Annotated in this window: 15 protein-coding genes and 2 pseudogenes; 6 read left to right on the top strand and 11 right to left on the bottom strand. The window is 60.9% G+C overall.

Annotated elements, in window-relative coordinates; genetic code table 11:
- Positions 1 to 201: 201 nt before the first annotated feature.
- Positions 202 to 597 carry a DUF4168 domain-containing protein gene (locus tag NEI07_RS15345; protein ID WP_256035725.1) on the bottom strand — a complete coding sequence of 132 codons (396 nt, stop codon included), beginning with the start codon at positions 595 to 597 and terminating at the stop codon, positions 202 to 204.
- 353 nt (positions 598 to 950) lie between these two features.
- Between NEI07_RS15345 and NEI07_RS15340 the strand changes: the two genes are divergently transcribed.
- Together NEI07_RS15340 and NEI07_RS15330 are read left to right on the top strand one after the other, a co-directional pair.
- Positions 951 to 2,060, top strand: coding sequence for an IS110 family RNA-guided transposase (locus tag NEI07_RS15340; RefSeq protein WP_256035723.1), 1,110 nt, complete (start codon positions 951 to 953; stop codon positions 2,058 to 2,060).
- 1,076 nt (positions 2,061 to 3,136) lie between these two features.
- Positions 3,137 to 4,060 carry an alpha/beta hydrolase family esterase gene (locus NEI07_RS15330; protein ID WP_256035721.1) on the top strand — a complete coding sequence of 308 codons (924 nt, stop codon included), beginning with the start codon at positions 3,137 to 3,139 and terminating at the stop codon, positions 4,058 to 4,060.
- Here the strand turns inward: NEI07_RS15330 and NEI07_RS15325 are convergent.
- A pseudogene (locus NEI07_RS15325) lies at positions 4,044 to 4,309 on the bottom strand (hypothetical protein); the annotation flags it as partial. The gene NEI07_RS15330 and the pseudogene NEI07_RS15325 sit on opposite strands and share 17 nt — an antisense overlap.
- A 289-nt stretch (positions 4,310 to 4,598) precedes the next feature.
- Positions 4,599 to 4,739, bottom strand: a pseudogene (locus NEI07_RS15320) (transposase domain-containing protein); the annotation flags it as partial.
- 125 nt (positions 4,740 to 4,864) lie between these two features.
- On the opposite strand from NEI07_RS15320, the gene NEI07_RS15315 reads away from it, so the two are divergent.
- Genes NEI07_RS15315 through NEI07_RS15305 form a run of 3 tightly spaced genes read left to right on the top strand, consistent with a single transcriptional unit; the run spans position 4,865 to position 8,027 of the window.
- Positions 4,865 to 6,106 (top strand): tyrosine-type recombinase/integrase, encoded by a 1,242-nt coding sequence (locus NEI07_RS15315; RefSeq protein WP_256035719.1) that lies wholly within the window; start codon positions 4,865 to 4,867, stop codon positions 6,104 to 6,106.
- The gene (locus NEI07_RS15310) at positions 6,103 to 7,029 is read left to right on the top strand and encodes a tyrosine-type recombinase/integrase (protein WP_256035717.1); all 927 of its coding nucleotides are present in this window, start codon (positions 6,103 to 6,105) and stop codon (positions 7,027 to 7,029) included. The genes NEI07_RS15315 and NEI07_RS15310 overlap by 4 nt, the downstream gene beginning before the upstream one ends.
- The gene (locus tag NEI07_RS15305) at positions 7,026 to 8,027 is read left to right on the top strand and encodes a tyrosine-type recombinase/integrase (protein ID WP_256035715.1); all 1,002 of its coding nucleotides are present in this window, start codon (positions 7,026 to 7,028) and stop codon (positions 8,025 to 8,027) included. The genes NEI07_RS15310 and NEI07_RS15305 overlap by 4 nt, the downstream gene beginning before the upstream one ends.
- On the opposite strand, the gene tnpC is transcribed toward NEI07_RS15305, so the two are convergent.
- The 8 genes from tnpC to NEI07_RS15265 all read right to left on the bottom strand — a co-directional run bounded on the left by tnpC (position 7,958) and on the right by NEI07_RS15265 (position 12,834).
- A complete protein-coding gene (gene tnpC, locus NEI07_RS15300; protein WP_407659918.1) occupies positions 7,958 to 9,691 on the bottom strand; it encodes an IS66 family transposase in 1,734 nt (577 codons plus the stop codon). The two genes, NEI07_RS15305 and tnpC, sit on opposite strands and share 70 nt — an antisense overlap.
- Before the next feature lie 49 nt (positions 9,692 to 9,740).
- On the bottom strand, positions 9,741 to 10,094 hold the full coding sequence (tnpB, locus tag NEI07_RS15295) for an IS66 family insertion sequence element accessory protein TnpB (protein WP_256035712.1): 354 nt from the start codon (positions 10,092 to 10,094) through the stop codon (positions 9,741 to 9,743).
- Entirely contained in the window at positions 10,091 to 10,498 is a 408-nt protein-coding gene (gene tnpA, locus NEI07_RS15290) for an IS66-like element accessory protein TnpA (protein ID WP_256035711.1), read from the bottom strand. The genes tnpB and tnpA overlap by 4 nt, the downstream gene beginning before the upstream one ends.
- Positions 10,499 to 10,529: 31 nt before the next feature.
- Complete coding sequence (locus NEI07_RS15285) at positions 10,530 to 10,994, bottom strand: hypothetical protein (RefSeq protein WP_407659917.1); 465 nt, start codon at positions 10,992 to 10,994, stop codon at positions 10,530 to 10,532.
- 283 nt (positions 10,995 to 11,277) lie between these two features.
- Positions 11,278 to 11,535 (bottom strand): hypothetical protein, encoded by a 258-nt coding sequence (locus NEI07_RS15280; RefSeq protein ID WP_256035709.1) that lies wholly within the window; start codon positions 11,533 to 11,535, stop codon positions 11,278 to 11,280.
- 136 nt (positions 11,536 to 11,671) lie between these two features.
- The gene (locus NEI07_RS15275) at positions 11,672 to 11,896 is read right to left on the bottom strand and encodes a hypothetical protein (RefSeq protein ID WP_256035708.1); all 225 of its coding nucleotides are present in this window, start codon (positions 11,894 to 11,896) and stop codon (positions 11,672 to 11,674) included.
- Between the two features lie 154 nt (positions 11,897 to 12,050).
- Positions 12,051 to 12,476 (bottom strand): hypothetical protein, encoded by a 426-nt coding sequence (locus NEI07_RS15270; RefSeq protein ID WP_256035778.1) that lies wholly within the window; start codon positions 12,474 to 12,476, stop codon positions 12,051 to 12,053.
- On the bottom strand, positions 12,442 to 12,834 hold the full coding sequence (locus tag NEI07_RS15265; RefSeq protein WP_256035706.1) for an SOS response-associated peptidase: 393 nt from the start codon (positions 12,832 to 12,834) through the stop codon (positions 12,442 to 12,444). Before NEI07_RS15265 ends, NEI07_RS15270 begins: the two co-directional genes overlap by 35 nt.
- A gap of 169 nt (positions 12,835 to 13,003) precedes the next feature.
- Here NEI07_RS15265 and NEI07_RS15260 point away from each other — a divergent pair, with 169 nt between their 5' ends.
- Positions 13,004 to 13,282: a hypothetical protein gene (locus tag NEI07_RS15260; protein WP_256035705.1), complete on the top strand. Its 279-nt coding sequence runs from the start codon at positions 13,004 to 13,006 to the stop codon at positions 13,280 to 13,282.
- Positions 13,283 to 13,626: the final 344 nt, after the last annotated feature.

The following is a 13,626-nucleotide window of genomic DNA, read 5'->3' as shown; positions in this document are numbered from 1 at the left end:
TCATTGGTCGCCAACGGGCTGCTCGGGTTGGTTATTGGCTGTTGCGCCAAACGCACCTAGCATAGCAATCAGTGCGTCAGCATAAAATCGCACTTTTCTCTACGCAAGAGTTGCTGCATTGGACGTCAATGGTGGTTAGTCAAGGAGTTTCGGCTCACCTTGATCCAATGGGAGAGCGCTCCGTCTCTGCCTGAGCAAGCGCTACTTGATCGGTGGTCCAGCGCGACGCAGAAGCTTCTCTCGAAGCCCTGGATCGTTCTCGGCCAACTCGATAATCGCGTTAAACTCATTTACAGAGAGACCTTCCTTGGTGATTGCTTTCACTATCGCATCTGAACCCTCTTTAGTGAGTCGCTCCTTGGCAGAGGGCGCTGTTGCTGCCGCAAGTTGCTGCTCATACTTTTGTTGGAGATTGCTAACGTACGGCAGGGCGGCCGCCGCCGCATCAAGTTTCTGATCCGGAATTACCTTTTCCTTGGATGACTGAGCCGGCGGTTGCGTCTGCGCCGTTGAAGGCGCAAGGGGAATGGACAAAAACGTCAATGCCAACACGTTCGCCGCAAAGGTGCGTGACAAAGGCTGTACAGTTACTCGCATGGTTGCCTCCTTCAGAAAATGAGTCTTCCGACTTACCGGTGAAGACGCATCGGAGATTGATCCATCGCAGTATCGATCTGCGGCACGCCTAAGCCGCTCGCTGACACGGCTCATCAGAGGTCCCGCATCTAGAGCGGGCTATTTGATGACGCCAACGCGAAACGTTGGCTCCGAAGCATCGCTCGTTATACACAGCTGAATGGGGTTCTGCTTTGACGATACGTGGGTAATGTTGCGGCTATTGAATGGTAAGACCGTATGTCCGCTACTGCGACTGGGGTGGCTCGTCCTACGCTGCGCGAGCGAGGGTTACTCGACAAGCCGAGCCGATCCTCAGCGCAGGAGGACGAGCCATGGACCAGTCTAACGAGATTTTTGTTGGAATCGATGTTTCCAAGACACGCAATGCGATTGCGATTGCCGACGAAGGGCGCGACGGCGAAGTGCGCTATCTCGGCGAAGTGGATGCCTCTGAGGAGGGCATGCGCAGACTGATCAAGCGGATCACGGCCAAACACGAACGAGCCCATTTTTGCTACGAGGCGGGCCCCACCGGTTATGGCCTGTATCGTCTCATCGTTGGCCTCGGTTTTCCTTGTACGGTTGTGGCGCCGTCGCTTATTCCCCGAAAGCCGAGCGATCGGGTAAAGACCAACCGTCGGGACGCCGTGGCGCGCGCCAGGCTACTTCGGGCCGGGGAATTGACGGCGGTATGGGTTCCCGACGAAGGCCACGAGGCGATGCGCGATCTTGTGCGTGCGCGGTCAGCCGCCGTCGAAACATTGCGTGTGCATCGGCAGCAAGTCAGCGCGTTCATGCTTCGGCACGGTCGGATATTTCCGCGCAAAACGACATGGGGCGCCCGTCACCTTCGTTGGTTGCAAGAACAGAGGTTCGATCATCCGGCCCATCAGATCGCGCTTCAGGAAATGGTCGAAGCCGTGAGAATCTCGAAGGAGCGAGTGGAGCGGCTAGAGGCGGCGATCGGAGAGTTTATTCCAGAATGGTCGCTCGCGCCGGTGGTCCGGGCTCTTCAGGCATTGCGGGGCATCGATCTGATCGTGGCCGTTACTTGCGCTACGGAACTCGGCGATCTGCGGCGGTTCGATAGTCCGCGTCAGCTCATGGGCTACCTCGGGCTCACGCCCAGTGAGCGCTCGACGGGCGATACGGTTCGGCGCGGCGGCATCACCAAAGCAGGGAATGGGCGCGTGCGTCACATGCTGGTCGAAAGCGCCTGGACCTATAGGCATTCGCCGCGGATCGGCAAAAAGAAGCTCTACCAGATCGAAGCCGTGCCGCCGCGTGTGAGGGAGATTGCCTGGAAGGCCCAAACACGTCTCACTGCCCGTTACCGGGCGCTCGTCGCGCGAGGAAAAAAGACGACCGTCGTTTGCGCTGCGATTGCTCGTGAACTGGTGGGCTTCATGTGGTCGGCCGCAAGGGAGGCGCAAATCGTCTAAAGCGCGACGATAGTTCGCCACTCGCGCACGGGCGGGGGCAGGGTCACGGCAGGGGAATGCCCGTCAGCCGCTTTGTGGCCGGCCTTGGCGCCGACGCCCGCTGTAAGATCGGGACAGCCCCGGACGCATTTTCGGGAATGCGGTAACCAACCCGCGCATAAGAGCTTGATCACCGACATCCTACAGATCCTGTCCCCACCCGTGCGCGACAACTTTCTTCGACGCTGCTTCTCGCAGCGCCTCGACGCGCGCCAGGCCGTCCGTCGTCAGAGATTTCGAGACAGAAGCCGTTGCTATGGTGGATGCCGGAGATGGCGACATTGAAGCGCGCACAAATGTCGCATCGGCGGGCTTCGGTTGGCCGAAGCGATGGCATGCTTGCCGGCCCGCAAGCTGCAACTGATGTGCTCTTCAACGCATTGTTGCCGAATTCGCCTAATATCGCCTTCGAGGCTATTCGAGCTACGGCGAAAGATAGAGGGTGCGTAATGACAAAGATCATTGTCGCTGCCGTGGCCGGACTGATCGCGTTTCGCTGGCCGCATGTTACTGTCCTGACGTGCGGGCGCTTGGCGGCGCGGCGATCGGCGGCCTTGGGGGCGCGGCCGTCGATTCGGCTCTCTCTCATGGCGGGTCGGCCAGCATGGCGGGTCGGCCAGTATGCTGGCGGACGCGGCCATCGGAGCGGCAAGCGACGCAGTCATTGGCGCGGCGACGGCGCCAAAACCCGGGCCCCCGCGGCGCGCGCGCTAGGGCTCGGATTACTATGGCGACGCGGTCTGCGTCGAATATTACTACTACTGAGGTCCGTCAGACGGTATTGGCCTCGCCCCGCGCTTGATGCTGTCCGTCTCTCGCCCTTCGACTCCGATCCTCGAAGACTGGTGGCGGGAACGGACGGGGGGCGCATTTCCAAACAATCCGCGTTCGTTTCGCGCGAGGTTCCGCCACTCCCGCTCGTCGCGCTCTCAACTGGGTTGACAAGCTGAATGCTGGTGAAAGGCTTTGTATGCGCAGCACGCTCGTGGGCGATGGACAAATTGATCAGACGAGGTCCGGGGCGCCTCCCTCAAGCCATGTCTTTCCGCGTCTATGCGGCCCTGGCCCTGTTGAGTTTGCTACTTGCGCCCTCCCTGGGCGGGATCGACGTAATCATTTCCCCGCGGCTCGAAGTATTGCGATTGAACCAGGGGCGGACGGCCTTGTTCCTCCCGCAGGAGACTGCTGATTCATTGCTTATTTTTCTTCACCCGGCGCTGGGCAGCGCGAGCCAATCCATGCGCTTCTCCGGCTTCGCTGAGGCGGCAAGCCGCGAGGGCGTGAGCATCGCCTTCGCGGAGAGCCGCGGCGGGTTCTGGCGATATTTCGGAGCCAACGGAGCCGACGATAGGGCGGATGAAGCCTATATTCTGGATTTGCGGGAAGCGCTGGTCGCACGCGGCTTCGGTTCCCGAGATGTGTTTGTCGCCGGCTTTTCAAATGGAGCGCTTCTCGCTGTTCAAGCAGCTTGTCGTCATCCCGACCTATTCCAGGGCGTCGGCTTGATATCCGGTGGAATGCCAGCCGCTCTCGGGAAGGAATGCCGGACGCTCCCGAACCGCGTGGTGATCGTGAGCGGCGCGGAGGATCCTTTCTTTCCGGTCGCCGGAGGCGTTGGACCTTATCCAATGCTCGGTTCGTTCTGGGCGCTTGACCACCTTCGCTCGTTCCTGCTCAGCGATCGGCAGTGCGCGCGATTCGACCAAACCCGTTTCAATGCGACAAGAAGCGTCTCAGCACGTTCGGTGATCGTCGAGCGGGCCGCCCATTGCGAACGGGAGGGTGTGACCCAATTTTACCGGGTCGAAAGTGGCGGCCATGAGCCTTACAACGAGGATGCCTGGCGCAGGTTATGGGGCTCGGAGGGATTATTCCTTGCCCCCGAATTAATTGTCAAAGCGTTCGTAACCGCCACCAACCTGGGGAGTGGGAAGATGCTGGGGGTCAGGTCGCGAGATTGAACGCGCCAGCTTTCAACCGGCCATCGATCACTGCGGCTCTCGCTTGAAGCACACGCCGCGCGGCGACCAGCGCATCTGCTGCAGTTTGTTCATGCGCGCGTTGACCAGAGCATTGACCGTGGACTCCGCTCGTGAGCTCGAGATCGGCAGTCCCTTCCAATAGCGCTGACAATAATTGATGACGGAAGCCTGGTTCAATCTGAGGTATGTCGCCGACTCGTCGATGAGCAGCAGAAACCGTTTCATTTTGCGTTGATCTCGCGAGTATGTTCGCAGACAACGCTGCGAACCCGGTAGCTCATCTCCTTGAGTGTGTCACGTTGCACGTAAATACAAGAATGCGCTGGTTCACGCGTGTTGCTGCAGCTCTCAGCCATCCCCTCATTTTTTACACGATCGCGAAGGTTTGATTGGTAAGCGCCGTTCATCTCCCATTGCGGTTGAAGTGGAAGAACAGCTTGCAATCTTTTGCGACAAGGCATTGCAAGCGTTTGGCGCAAAGCTTTGCCAACGATTGGTTCGGCGCGTTGGCGCGCGATCAGGCGGCCGGAGCCAGCGGCGAGGATTTGAAGGCCCAGGGCATCAGCTCGTCGATGCGCGACTGCGCGTGGCCGTCGGCGATCGCCTCGAGCGTCACCTTCATCCAGGCATAGGGCTCGACGCCATTGAGCTTGCAGGTTTATGCCGCCCGCCGAACTATGCCGAACGGGTTGGCCTTTTCCCCTGATTTTTCTCTGGCCGGTATATGATCAGCTCGGCATAGTTCGTTCTGTCTCTCCGCTTTAAACAGCGGAGAACAGGAAGATGGAAGTTGAAGACTACCTGGGTAGAAGCCAGCTGTACCGGGGCCTCAAAAGCGGACCGCACGGACATCTCGTCGAGCTTTATGCCGCTCGTCTCGTCGAAGAGAAGCTTGTTCGGCACGGCACTTGGCGATGCCTGAACGTGGTTGGCGGGCTCCTGAGTTGGATCGCGGGCCGGCGCTACAAGTTGGCAGATCTCGATGAGCAGGTCGTTGAACGGTATCTCCGGTATCGAGGCGGGAGGCAGTCTATCCAACCCGGCGACCGAGCCGCGCTTAGGCGATGGCTGTCGGTGCTGCGCGAGGACGGCGCGATCGCGCCAATGGTTCCGCCACCTCTCACTCCGCACGATCGGATCTTCAAGGAGTTCGATGCCTACTTGCTGTCAGAACGCGGCTTGGCTCCGAAGTCCATCGTTCGCCATCTCCCAGTCATTCGCAGGTTCCTGCACGAGGTGTGCCCCGGCGGCGCCGACGACCTGTGCAAGATCAGCCAGGGGGACGTGACCAGCTATATTGAGCGCCACGCCCGGGATTGGAGCCCGAAGACGGGCAAGGCGATGTGCTCGTCGCTGCGCGCCTTTCTCCGTTACCTCCACCATCAGAAGCTGAACCCGTGCGCATTGGCGGATTGCGTGCCATCGATCCGAGGTTGGAAGCTCGCAACCCTGCCGACCTATCTGTCTGCCGCTCAGGTGCGGAAGGCGCTCGACGGTTGCGATCGGGCGACGGTAATGGGGCGGCGCGACCACGCCATTCTCTTGTTGCTGGCCAGGCTCGGCCTGCGCGCCGGCGAGGTCTCGACGCTCACGCTCGATGATATTGATTGGCGCGCCAGCGAGATGCTCGTTCACGCCAAGGGCCGACAGCGAGCACGGATGCCGATACCGCCAGACGTCGGTGCAGCCATCGTTGCATATCTGCGGAATGGCCGCCCAAAGTCGTCGTGCCGACGGTTGTTTGTCCGCACACTCGCGCCACATGTCGGCTTTGCTTCCGGATGTGCGATCACCCAGATCGCCAAGACCGCTCTCGATCGCGCCGGTATCAAAGGTTGCGCACACCGCGGCGCCCATGTCTTCCGGCACAGTCTCGCCACAGAGCTTCTCCGATCCGGCGCGACCTTGTCGGAGATCGGACAGTTGCTGCGGCACAAGAGCCACGACACCACCCGGATCTACGCGAAGGTCGACATCAATGCGCTGAGAACTTTGAGCCTTCCCTGGCCGGGAGGCGTGCAATGACCAATCTGCATTCCGCACTCCAGAAGTACCTGAGCATGCGCAAGGGACTGGGATACAAGTACGAGCACCAGACCCGACGGCTCGCCGACTTCGTCGCCTTTATGGAAAAGCGTGAAGCCAGGATCATCACGACGAAGCTCGCCTTGGAATGGGCGACACTCCCGACTGATCGTCATGCATCCTGGGCGCTCCGGCTTAGCGACGTGCGCGGCTTCGCGCGTCATGTCGCCAGCTTCGATTCGAGAACGGAGGTGCCGCCAGTTGGCATGCTGCCGGGATGGAAGCGCGCCAAGCCCTATGTCTACAACGACGCCGAAATCGATGCGCTGCTGACGGCGGCGCTGGCTCTGCCGCCGGAGGACGGGCTGCGCCGATGGACCTACCATACCCTTTTCGGGCTGATCGCCGTGACGGGCATGCGTATATCCGAGGCGATGGGCCTGGAGCGTGATGACGTTGACCTCGACGCCGGCGTGCTGACGGTCCGACTGACCAAGTTCGGCAAGTCGCGCCTCGTGCCATTGCATCCGACGACCTGTACCGCGCTGCGCGGCTATTCCACGCGGCGCGACGCACATCTGGGATCGCGCTGCGGTTCGACCTTTTTCGTCGCCGAGCAGGGAGGTCGCCTGCTGCACCAGTACGTTCATCGCGTCTTCTGGCGACTGTCCCGAGAGATCGGCCTGCGGCGCCCAGGTGATCATACCGGGCCACGCGTGCACGACTTCCGTCATCGCTTTGCCATTCGGACGCTGCTCGACTGGTATCGCGAAGGCAAGGACGTTGAGCAGCAACTGCCATTGCTCTCCACGTACCTCGGCCATGCCTGCGTGCGCGATACCTACTGGTATCTCTCGACCTGCCCCGAGTTGATGGAAGAAGCTGCGCGGCGTCTGGATCGGCGATGGGAGGTGTCGCCATGAAGCCCGCCTGCAATGTCGCCCCGTTGATCGAGCGCTTCTTCACCGAGCGACTCATGCAACAGCGTAATGTCAGCGCCAACACGATCGCTTCATATAAGGACACGTTCCGGCTGCTGTTCATGTTCGCACAGGAGCGGTTGCGGAGGTCCCCGTCGGCTTTAACGCTCACCGATCTGGACGCAACGTTCATTGGCGCGTTCCTGAGCGATCTTGAGACGAAGCGCGGCGCCAGCGCGAAGACGCGTAATCTGCGCCTGACCGCCATCCGCTCCTTCTTCAGGTTTGTATCCTTTGAGAAACCTGAACACAGTTCGCTGATCCAGCGTGTGCTCGCCATACCGAGCAAGCGCCACGACAAGCGACAGGTGCACTTCCTGACTCGCCCCGAGATCGAGGCGATTCTCGCCGCGCCTGATCGAACGACGTGGCTTGGCCGCCGCGATCACACCTTGCTGCTGCTCGCGGTCCAGACGGGCTTGCGCCTCTCCGAGCTAACTGGACTTGATCGGGACGCCGTCCACATCGGGTCTGGCGCACACGTGCGGTGCGTCGGCAAAGGACGGAAGGAGAGGACCACTCCGCTGACCACACTCGCTCGGCGCGCGCTTCAGGCATGGCTCAAGGAACCGGCACGGAAAGGAGCAACAGCATTGTTCCCCAACATGCACGGGGGCCGGCTCAGTGCCGACAGCGTCCAGTCGTTGCTGGGAAAATATGTTCGCGTCGCCCATGAGAGTTGCCCGTCTTTGAAGGCCAAGAGGGTGTCGCCGCACGTGCTGAGGCACAGCGCTGCGATGGAACTGCTGCAAGCCGGCGTCGACTGCTCCGTGATCGCGCTGTGGCTCGGGCATGAATCGGTCGAGACGACGCAGACCTACCTGCACGCCCACCTCGCCCTCAAGGAAGCAGCTTTGGCGAAGCTCTCACCTTACGTGCGCAGCAAGCCAACCCGCTTCCAGCCGAACGACCACCTGCTCGCATTCCTGGAGGCGCTCTGAGCTGACAGACTATGCCGAATGGAACGGAGGGCGCGTATATGCGATGGCAAGATGCCAGCGGCACAATGAAGCGCCATACCGGAACCACTCGGCATAGTTCGGCGGGCGGCATAAACCTGCTTATGCCGCGCTCGGCATAACGCGGTCGCGATGAGCGAAGCCAGACGCGACCATGTACGTCCACCTTCATCGTGCCCCGCGAACAACGCATTCTTGCGTGTGAGAGTCAGAGGTCGGATTTGATTTTCGACGAGGTTGGTATCCATCTCGACGCGACCGTCGTCGAGGAACAGCGTCAGCCCGTCCCAATGATTCAGAAGATAGGCGACGGCCTTGCCCATGTCGCTGCGGCCGGAGAGGCGCGCGGCCTGGGCGCGCAAAAAATCGTCGAGCTCGGCGACGAGAGGCCGCGACCGCTCGGCGCGAACACTCTGCCGGATCGACGCCTCTTTGCCTCTGATCTCCGCCTCGATCGCATAGAGCGCGGCGATGCGCGCGAGGATCGCTTCGGCGATGGGCGAGCCTGCTTTCGGCGTGGCGGCGATGATCTCGCGCCTTCCGTGGTTCCAGCACCAGGCAAACCGTAGCGGCGCGCCGCCTTTGCGCTCGGCGCGCGCCAGACGATGATAGCCTCCATAGCCGTCGACCTGGAGGACGCCGTCGAATCCTTCGAGCATCCGCTCGGCGTGCTCGCCGCTGCGTCCCGGCGCGTAATGATAGACCACGATCGGCGGATCGGCGCCGCGATGGCCGCGGTCGTCGCGCAGAACGGCCCACAGATAGCCCGTCTTCGTCTGGCCGCGGCCGGGATCGAGAACCGGCGCCCGAGTCTCGTCCATGAACAGGCGGCCGGACAGCTTCATCAGCGCGCTCATGCGCTCGACGATCGGCGCGAGGTGGAAGGCTGTCGTTCCCATCCAATCGGATAGAACGGCGCGGTCGAGCATGATGCCGTGGCGCGCGAAGACTTGCGATTGGCGGTAGAGCGGCATGTGCTCGCTGAACTTGGCGACCGCCACTTGCGCCAGCAGCGCCTCGGTGGGGACGCCGCCCGCGATCAGATGCGCGGGCGCCGGCGCCTGGGCGACGCCCGCGCTGTCCTTCGGACAGGCGTAGCGGGGCCGCACGGTCTCGATGACGCGATATTGCGCCGGCGTTACGTCGAGGCGGCAAGAGCGGTCCTCGCCGATCCGAACCATCAGGCCACAGCCGCAGGGGCATGCGAGGCTCTCTGGCTCGATCACGCGCTCGACGCGCGGCAGATGTGCGGGAAAGGCGCGCGCGGCGCGGCCGGCTCGTTCCCTCGTCGCCGGGCGCCCCGAGCGGCGCGCGCGATCGTCCTCGCGCTCCTGGACTTCGGCGATCGCGATCTCGATATCTTCCAGAACGAGCTGCAACTGATCGGGATCGAACTTCTCCGAACGCTTGCCGAAGCGCGCGCGTTCATATTCCTTGACGAGCAATTGCAGACGTTCGACCGTCTCCTTCGATGCGGCCAGCTCGCTCTCGATGTGAAGGCGCGCGGCGAGCTCGTTCTCGGCGCGGCGATGCTCGTTCTCGGCGCGGATGCGTTCGGCTTCGAGTATGGCGCGCTGCGCTTCGAACAATGTGCGTAGATCGGCAGGAAGCTCTGCGAGTCTGGCGGAATCGAAGCTCGGCGTCATGTCGGCGAATCTATCGCAAGCAAGGCGCCGAATGAAGCCGAAGTTGCGATCAGTTCGCAGCGGTCGGCGTCGCCACGATCCGCTCTCCGACGCGCTTCCAGTTCAGCCCCTCGAACAGAGCTTCGAACTGAACCCGGCTCAATTGCAAGACGCCGTCGCTGATTTGCGGCCAAGAAAAACCGCCATCGCCGAGACGCTTGTAGATCAGCACGAGTCCGCTTCCATCCCATAGCAAAATCTTCAAGCGATCCATTCGCTTCGAGCGGAACACGACGATGAGCCCGGAATGCGGATCGAGTCCGAGCTTGTTCTGCACGAGAGCGGCCAGCGCGTCATGCCCGCAGCGGAAATCGACAGGACGCACGGCGAGCACGATCCGTAGCCCCTGTGACGGAATGATCATGCGCCGCGCTCCAGCGCCGCCACGATCTCGGCGATGCGCGTCGACGCGATGTCCTGCTCCAGCCGCAACACGACCTTGCCGACGACAATCTCGATCTTCGCATCGCCTTCACTGCGAGCGGCGGGTTGCTCGAGTTCGATCTCCACGAACTCGCCGGGACCGTCGGTCACCAGCGCGAGCCGTCCGGTGCGCGCCTGGCGGCGCCACTGCGTCAATTGCTGCGCGCATATCCGATATTTGCGGGCTACATCGGCGACGCGCGCTCCAGGCGCGAGACTCTCTCGCACGATCCGGCCCTTCAACTCCTTCGACCACAGCCGATTGCCCGAACGTGAACGACGAAAATCCATACGTCCGATAAATCCTGCGCCAAAAGCCGTTTCGACCTTCGCATTCTCGTTCATCTTCGGATCCTTCCAGAGACATGGCTGTCCCTCAGAAGAATCTCACATCCGAAAATCCGCCCGAACCCGAAAAATCAATGGGGCGCCAACGGCGCTTACTTTGATTGAAGGTTTCGTGTTGACTCAGATATTCATGAAACCTCACCACGAGGGGCCGCAACCGGGCGTCCGGCATGTTTGGAATCAGCTCATAAAGCATGCATCCCTGTCGGAACAACGAATGGGTTCGGTGTTTGGCGGTATTGACTTTGAGATGGCGGTCCATGCCGAGGCTTTCGCCGGCAGCGCCGAGCAGCGTCATAAGCACGATGGCGAAGGCGTTCAGAAGAAGAAGCCTGTCGCGCCGTTGTGGATCGGCGATGCGTAGAACGCTCAGGCCCATGCCGAAACGAAGGTCCTTCGTGTCGCGAAATCCCGGCTCGATTGTCCAGTCCGAAGACACCACGGAACTGCCAACCCGCTGATCATGCCAATCGTTTTCCCTAGTGGGCTCCATTTGATCGCCGTAATTCTGTATTTCCTTGGCGCTTGCGTGCGCCCGACGTTGTTTGAACCCCAAACGCTCAGATGCGGATTGAGCAGAGGCGAAGATGAAAGCAGATAATATCAACATTCCGATCGACAGTCAGGCGGTCATATCATTTCAAGATGCGGCGGTTAAGTTGCGAACGCACTTTGAGTCAGAAGTGCTCGCTACGTTACCTAGCCGAGCACGACGGGCGCTCGAGAATGAAATAGGTGCGCTTTCCGCTTTAAGCGACGGCGCTAACTTCCCTCCTTTATTTTACGCTGTCGCCATTCGAGCAGAGCGATGTGCCCATGACATACTGAGTATAAACTACGAAGGTCCAGCCAGCGGATATTTCCGTTTGTGCGTTTCGAATGCCGCGAATGAAATCAGGCAAGCAGTCGCTGCCGCCGAAGGCCGTTGCGGGAATGTGGTCGCGTTTTTCCGTCGCAAAAACGCGTTTTCCGTCGCAAAAAAGTGTTCCTGATCTCTCAAACGCTTTAGCTTCTGTTAATTGAAAGTTCATCATGTTGCGAAGTGCCTTTCATCTGCTGGCACCGTAAAATTGACGGAGCAGGAAAATTAGAAGGTTCGATTTGTCCCTCGCCGGCGTGCCGAGAACGTCCCGCTGCGTGTCCATCCGGCGTCAGCGGGGCGTTTTTTCGTCATTTCATCGAATCTCGCCAGTGGGCATTGCCGATCCAGCCGGCGGCTTTGAGCCGTGCCGCCGCGGCCTCTAGACGAGTGACAAGCGGGTTTGGCCGCCAGGGGGCGTCGACGCCGGTCACCCTTACAAATTTCCGTAGCCGCTTACCCTCGTGGTCCAGCACAAAACGCAGATCCTTCTTAAGCTGTACAAACGGATCGCGATTATCGTTCGCTGGGCTCATGTTGACCTCCCTCGCGCCCCAACGGAGGCGCATTTCGATTGCGGCAGAAGGAGAAGGTAGCGGCTGCTCTTTCGCGGGTTCTTGAGGCCGGTTGCTCCAGGATCCAGTCTCTCTGGCGACGTCAGGATGTTCGCTCGCGCAACCCGCGAGAGGATTAGAGCTGCCGCGCGGGAATGCGAGCGACGGCGCTAATTATCATCGTCATTATCATGTTAACTGCCTGGGCTACGCCAGTCATAATGGCTCGTATCGCTGCCGCTGCGGTTGTGAGAGATAAAGCTGTGGCCAAGGCCACGACGAGAGACATTCTGCTCGACATGGAAATCTCCTTCAGGCTCGTCCATCGTTTCCCATCCAGCCACTGAACGAGCGCTGAATAAAATTCCCACATTGTCTTCAGGGTCTCGTTGTGCACTCTCATGACGCGCAACCGAATTGGCGTGAAATGAACGCGATAGCCGGCAACCTCAACAAATTCATTGATGGCTGCAGGCATGGTCGCCACGCCAATCATTTTCACGCCGTCGTGCTTGCGAATGCGACGCTTAGGGTGGTTCCCCCGGGCCGAAAGCACCTCCAACGCGCCTCCGAGTTGGCGCGCAAGAGCCTGCATAATGCCCACGCCGAAAGAAAATCTTCCTCGGGTTCGAGGGGGCTCCGACGATGATCGTTGCCGAGTCTATTATCTGCCTTGTGTCGGGATGGGATGCGCTCTCCCACAGTCCTGCGAAGGCAAGCGGGCGGCCGTTGGGCGCTGAAAAGTAGTGCGGCGTCTTCGCGCCCTTGGCGCCGGTCCACTCATAGAAGCCCGATGCTGGAATGACGCATCTGCGCGCCTTGAATGCCGATCGGAACATCGGCTTTTCGGCGACCGTCTCGGCGCGCGCATTGAACGTCGCTGGCAGTTTGCTGAGCGAATCCTTCCACCAAATCGGCACAAGGCCCCAGACAGGTCGATCGAGCGATAGAACACCTCGGGGAAATCATCGCAGACATGTCGATGTTGCTCGAGCAAGGCGACCTGTCGATGGCGGTGAAAATCCGCGCATAGATGGCGCGGTTGTGAGCTTGGCCGCTTCTCCGGGGGTGCCGAGACGATGGTGGTGCGTGGCTGAGATTGATGCGGCGGTGCGTGGCGGCGGCCTGACGTCACGGTGGATGTTGGGGTATGAGCTTGTCCTTCTCAAGGACAAGCACGGCGTCGATCTCGACTTGCCGGTTCCGCTCGACGCCGTGCCCCACACCGTGCCGGGCACGCATGTTCGATCAATATTGCTGGAAACTGGGCGTTCGTCCACATGGCGTTGGCCAATCCGACCATGGCGACGCTGGATCAGCCAGGTTGTTTCTATGCGCTGGGTGTCGCGCGCAGGCGCTGATCTGTAGCTGTTGTGATCGCGGCCAGATTTACTGCGCCGGGGATTGCGGCCCCCATGCCCGGCGGGGTGGCCAGCGCGCGGCGGGAGCCCGTTACCAGGCCAGCCGCCGAGGGCGATTCACGCATGCCGAGCGCGCGCGCCGATACCGGGCGCGATGCAAAAACGTGACGCATCAGGGTTCACCCCCACCGCCTCCCGATGATTTTCTATCGCCCGGCTCGCCGACGATCGCGAGCGACGCAATGATCTCGGATGTCGAACTCCGGCGACCGGCGCCGTGCTGCCACTGGTGCGGCCGGCGCTGTCCCGATCTCGTCCGCCAGGAATTTTTGCGCCGCCGCGTCGGTCGTA

Source organism: Methylocystis suflitae (assembly GCF_024448135.1).
Taxonomy (GTDB): Bacteria; Pseudomonadota; Alphaproteobacteria; order Rhizobiales; family Beijerinckiaceae; genus Methylocystis; species Methylocystis suflitae.
The sequence above is the reverse complement of the archived record's forward strand: the minus strand, read 5'-3'. Positions and strand labels throughout refer to the sequence as shown.

Coding starts and splice junctions, on each gene's coding strand:
- NEI07_RS15345 (WP_256035725.1), bottom strand. CDS start 597: ATGCGAGTAACTGTACAGCCTTTGTCACGCACCTTTGCGGCGAACGTG.
- tnpC (WP_407659918.1), bottom strand. CDS start 9,691: ATGACGCCGAGCTTCGATTCCGCCAGACTCGCAGAGCTTCCTGCCGAT.
- tnpA (WP_256035711.1), bottom strand. CDS start 10,498: ATGAACGAGAATGCGAAGGTCGAAACGGCTTTTGGCGCAGGATTTATC.
- NEI07_RS15275 (WP_256035708.1), bottom strand. CDS start 11,896: ATGAGCCCAGCGAACGATAATCGCGATCCGTTTGTACAGCTTAAGAAG.
- tnpB (WP_256035712.1), bottom strand. CDS start 10,094: ATGATCATTCCGTCACAGGGGCTACGGATCGTGCTCGCCGTGCGTCCT.
- NEI07_RS15285 (WP_407659917.1), bottom strand. CDS start 10,994: ATGGAGCCCACTAGGGAAAACGATTGGCATGATCAGCGGGTTGGCAGT.
- NEI07_RS15315 (WP_256035719.1), top strand. CDS start 4,865: ATGGAAGTTGAAGACTACCTGGGTAGAAGCCAGCTGTACCGGGGCCTC.
- NEI07_RS15330 (WP_256035721.1), top strand. CDS start 3,137: ATGTCTTTCCGCGTCTATGCGGCCCTGGCCCTGTTGAGTTTGCTACTT.
- NEI07_RS15310 (WP_256035717.1), top strand. CDS start 6,103: ATGACCAATCTGCATTCCGCACTCCAGAAGTACCTGAGCATGCGCAAG.
- NEI07_RS15280 (WP_256035709.1), bottom strand. CDS start 11,535: ATGATGAACTTTCAATTAACAGAAGCTAAAGCGTTTGAGAGATCAGGA.
- NEI07_RS15340 (WP_256035723.1), top strand. CDS start 951: ATGGACCAGTCTAACGAGATTTTTGTTGGAATCGATGTTTCCAAGACA.
- NEI07_RS15305 (WP_256035715.1), top strand. CDS start 7,026: ATGAAGCCCGCCTGCAATGTCGCCCCGTTGATCGAGCGCTTCTTCACC.